We start from the raw sequence: 3,018 nt of genomic DNA on the forward strand, positions 1-3,018 counted from the left end.
GGGGGGCAGATAGGCGTACAGCCCAAAGGTCAAAAACAAGAACCCACTGGCAACGGTGCCATAGTCGTCGGCCAGGGTGCCAAACAGCAAACAGCCATTGACCTGCGACACCTTAAACAGGGCATTGGTCAGGGCCAGGGCAAACTGCTCGGGCACAATTGGGTCTTGGTTATTCAGCCGGGCGCTGTCTTGAATCAGATTGTCATCAAACAGGTAGATCAGTTTCTGGCTGGCGCTGGCGGCCAAAATCAGCACCGAGTTGAGCGATCGCACTGGCGGCGGTTCACCATTGACCTTCACCGGGCGATCGATCTGAAAATCGGCATTGGTCAACGCCGAAACCAGCTCGTTGCCGTTGGCGTTGGCACCATAGAACAGCGGCGTCGGCGTCGGGAAGGTCAGATTGACCGTGGTACCAAAGGGGTTGATCTCATCCTGCCAAAGGTTTAGCGACTGACGGGCATGGGGATTAGTCGCACCCAGATCGGCCAGAAAAATCTGCCCCGGACTGACCAAAAATGCGGGGTGGCTCAACCGTAAGCCACCCCCGGCCATCCCCTGCCATCGATCGACCAGCCCGGCTCCAGTTTCGACCAGCATGGCCCCAATGCCCTCTGCCTCCGGCGGTTGATTGCTGTTGATGGTGGCAACCGATAGGGTCCAGGCACTTCTAGAAATCGGGGCCGCGTTTTGAACAGTATTCAGCTCAGACGCCACAGGCCCGATCTCAAGCCGCTGCTCCGAAGCCGTAAAGGGAATTACAATCCGCTGCAAACCCGGGTCGTAGGTGGTTTGCCCCTGACGATTCCAGACAAAATCCAGGGATTGACCGTACAGTTGCCAACTCGCCTCCCCTACGGCCTCGATTTGCCTGCCCTGGCTCGAAAACTGAAAGGCCAGGCTGGAGGGTAATCGCAGCCGCAGATTGCGAGCATCCTGGCCCCAGGAGGTTGTGGTATCGGCACCGACCACCTCGGGCTGTTGGAGCGCCAGCCGAACCTGAATGACGGTATTAGCTGGCACTGTCAGCTGATTGTTGGCATTGGCCGGGCGATTACTGAGTTGGATCGTTCCGCTTTGAACGGTGAGACCGGTATAGGTACCCGCCGGAGCATTGGCGGCCAGGTATCGCGCCTTGACCCAGAGGCTGCCCGGGGCCAGGTTGAAGGTAGTTAACCGCCTGGTGATGGGGGGAAGAGATGGGGCCAGAGTCGAGCTCTCAAACAACAGGGCTGGCTCACTATCCCCCTGAATATACAGAGCAATTAATTGCTTAATGGGGAAAAAATCGTACCAAAATTGTCGTCCGTCTTGATTGGTGAATGGGCCAATAGAATGGCTCACTTTAGCCCCGGCGGCCCAGGTTGGCACCGAACCATAAATCAATGTCTCCCGCAGGGGAACCTCGCGCACAAACAGTCGAAATACGGGCTCTGAATCGGGCAAATCCTGGTTTCTAGCTAGCTGATCGAGTGTCTCCCGGCGCGCCTTAGGAATAGTCTCGTGAAAGAACAAATCGGACTGCTCGAAGGAAAAATTGCTGGTAATAAGCTGCGTTTTTTCAGGCGGGAGAACGGTTCGAGCTAAGGATCGACGCAGCAATTCAAAATTGCGCTGCTGGGCTTCGGAGTCAATTGCCAGGTGCCCAGCTACCCGCAACAATGCTGCACTTCGTGATTGCTGTGTCATGGCGTAGTGTGACCTCAAAAAATGTCAACTTAACCTTGCTCTCCACAGCTCGACTCTACAGCGCTGAATCGAAAAAGTCCTGCACGTTTTTGCGCCTATTGCACAATTTTGCGCCGACTAAAGTAACGTTTTATGATTTAAGAAATACCTTGGGCGTGACTCCAGTTAGGCGCTTAAAGTGCCGATGCAGGTGGCTTTGGTGATTAAATCCGCAGGCGATCGCCACTGCCCCAATACTCATGTCGCCGCTGTGCAACAGGGTTTTAGCCCTCTCAATGCGCTGGCAGATGAGATATCGATGAGGGCTGACCCCAACGACCTGCTTAAAGGCACGACAAAAGTGAAATTGGCTCAGCTGGGCGATCGCAGCCAACTCCTTGAGCCTGAGGTCTTGCTCCAGATTGTCGTTGATATAATCGACTACTTGTTTCATCTTTGGCTGCGAAAAGCTATAACCACCGGGAGCATCACTTTCGCTGGCTGAGTAATATCGCAACAGATGAACGGCTAGGGCAGTAGCCATGGTTTCAGCATACCAATGACTGCCAAAGCCTGGCGCTCGTAGTTCGGCCAGCAGAGCCAGCCCAATCTGATAAATGAGCTGATCTTGAACGCCAAACCTAGGTACCAGCTTCACACCTGTTGACCCCAATATTTCAGCCGCATTGAGACTTAACACCTCCGATGCTAAGCTTAAAAAAATGATTTCCAGGGGGCTATCCCAATATAGAAAATAGCGGGCATGTAGCGGGCAAATCGTGCTTGCACCGGGCAAAAAGGTTGTTGTCTGGGTTTTACCCTCAATCACTTGACCAATCTGAACGGCCTGCCCAATATTGAGGGCAACCACGGGGTGTTCAAGACGGCATTCAGAGGTTTTACCCGGTGACAGACAAAAGGCTTCCAAATTGATGCTGCTCCATCCCAGTGCGAGGCCCGTCATCGTGGGTGCAACTGCAAAGATATCTGGTAGACAAGGGCCGGCAGGGCAGTCCAGTTCCAGTCGTTCTGGGTTCGACATAAGTTCACCTGATACAGATCCGAAGCTCTGAGATTTAGGTGAGATGCACAGCTTTTTGGGGCTAGGGTAGAGCACTACAGAGCATTAGCATTATGTGCAATTGATCACTAGATCTACTATTACCCGCGAGGGTAGGTTTGGGGTCATGGGTCTGGCTGTGGGCCAGGCTGATCGTCGGTGGGATTAACCCCGCTGCTGCCCATGGGATCGCCCTGGCAGACAGCCCCAGACCCAACATAGCCACACCCGGTATAGCCCGGTAGGATACCTGTAGTCTCCATAGGATTTATTCCCATGTCCCCCGACCC

At 54.1% G+C, this 3,018-nt stretch carries 2 protein-coding genes; both read right to left on the bottom strand.

The window, feature by feature from the left end:
- Window positions 1-1,689, bottom strand: a 1,689-nt coding sequence (locus tag IQ254_RS30560) for a hypothetical protein (RefSeq protein ID WP_193969898.1), incomplete at its 3' end; no start/stop codon positions are given.
- A gap of 130 nt (window positions 1,690-1,819) precedes the next feature.
- Window positions 1,820-2,632 carry a helix-turn-helix domain-containing protein gene (locus IQ254_RS30565; protein ID WP_193969899.1) on the bottom strand — a complete coding sequence of 271 codons (813 nt, stop codon included), beginning with the start codon at window positions 2,630-2,632 and terminating at the stop codon, window positions 1,820-1,822.
- Window positions 2,633-3,018 lie beyond the last annotated feature (386 nt).

Source organism: Nodosilinea sp. LEGE 07088, from assembly GCF_015207395.1.
In the GTDB taxonomy this organism is placed as follows: domain Bacteria; phylum Cyanobacteriota; class Cyanobacteriia; order Phormidesmidales; family Phormidesmidaceae; genus Nodosilinea.

Coding starts and splice junctions, on each gene's coding strand:
- IQ254_RS30565 (WP_193969899.1), bottom strand. CDS start 2,632: ATGACGGGCCTCGCACTGGGATGGAGCAGCATCAATTTGGAAGCCTTT.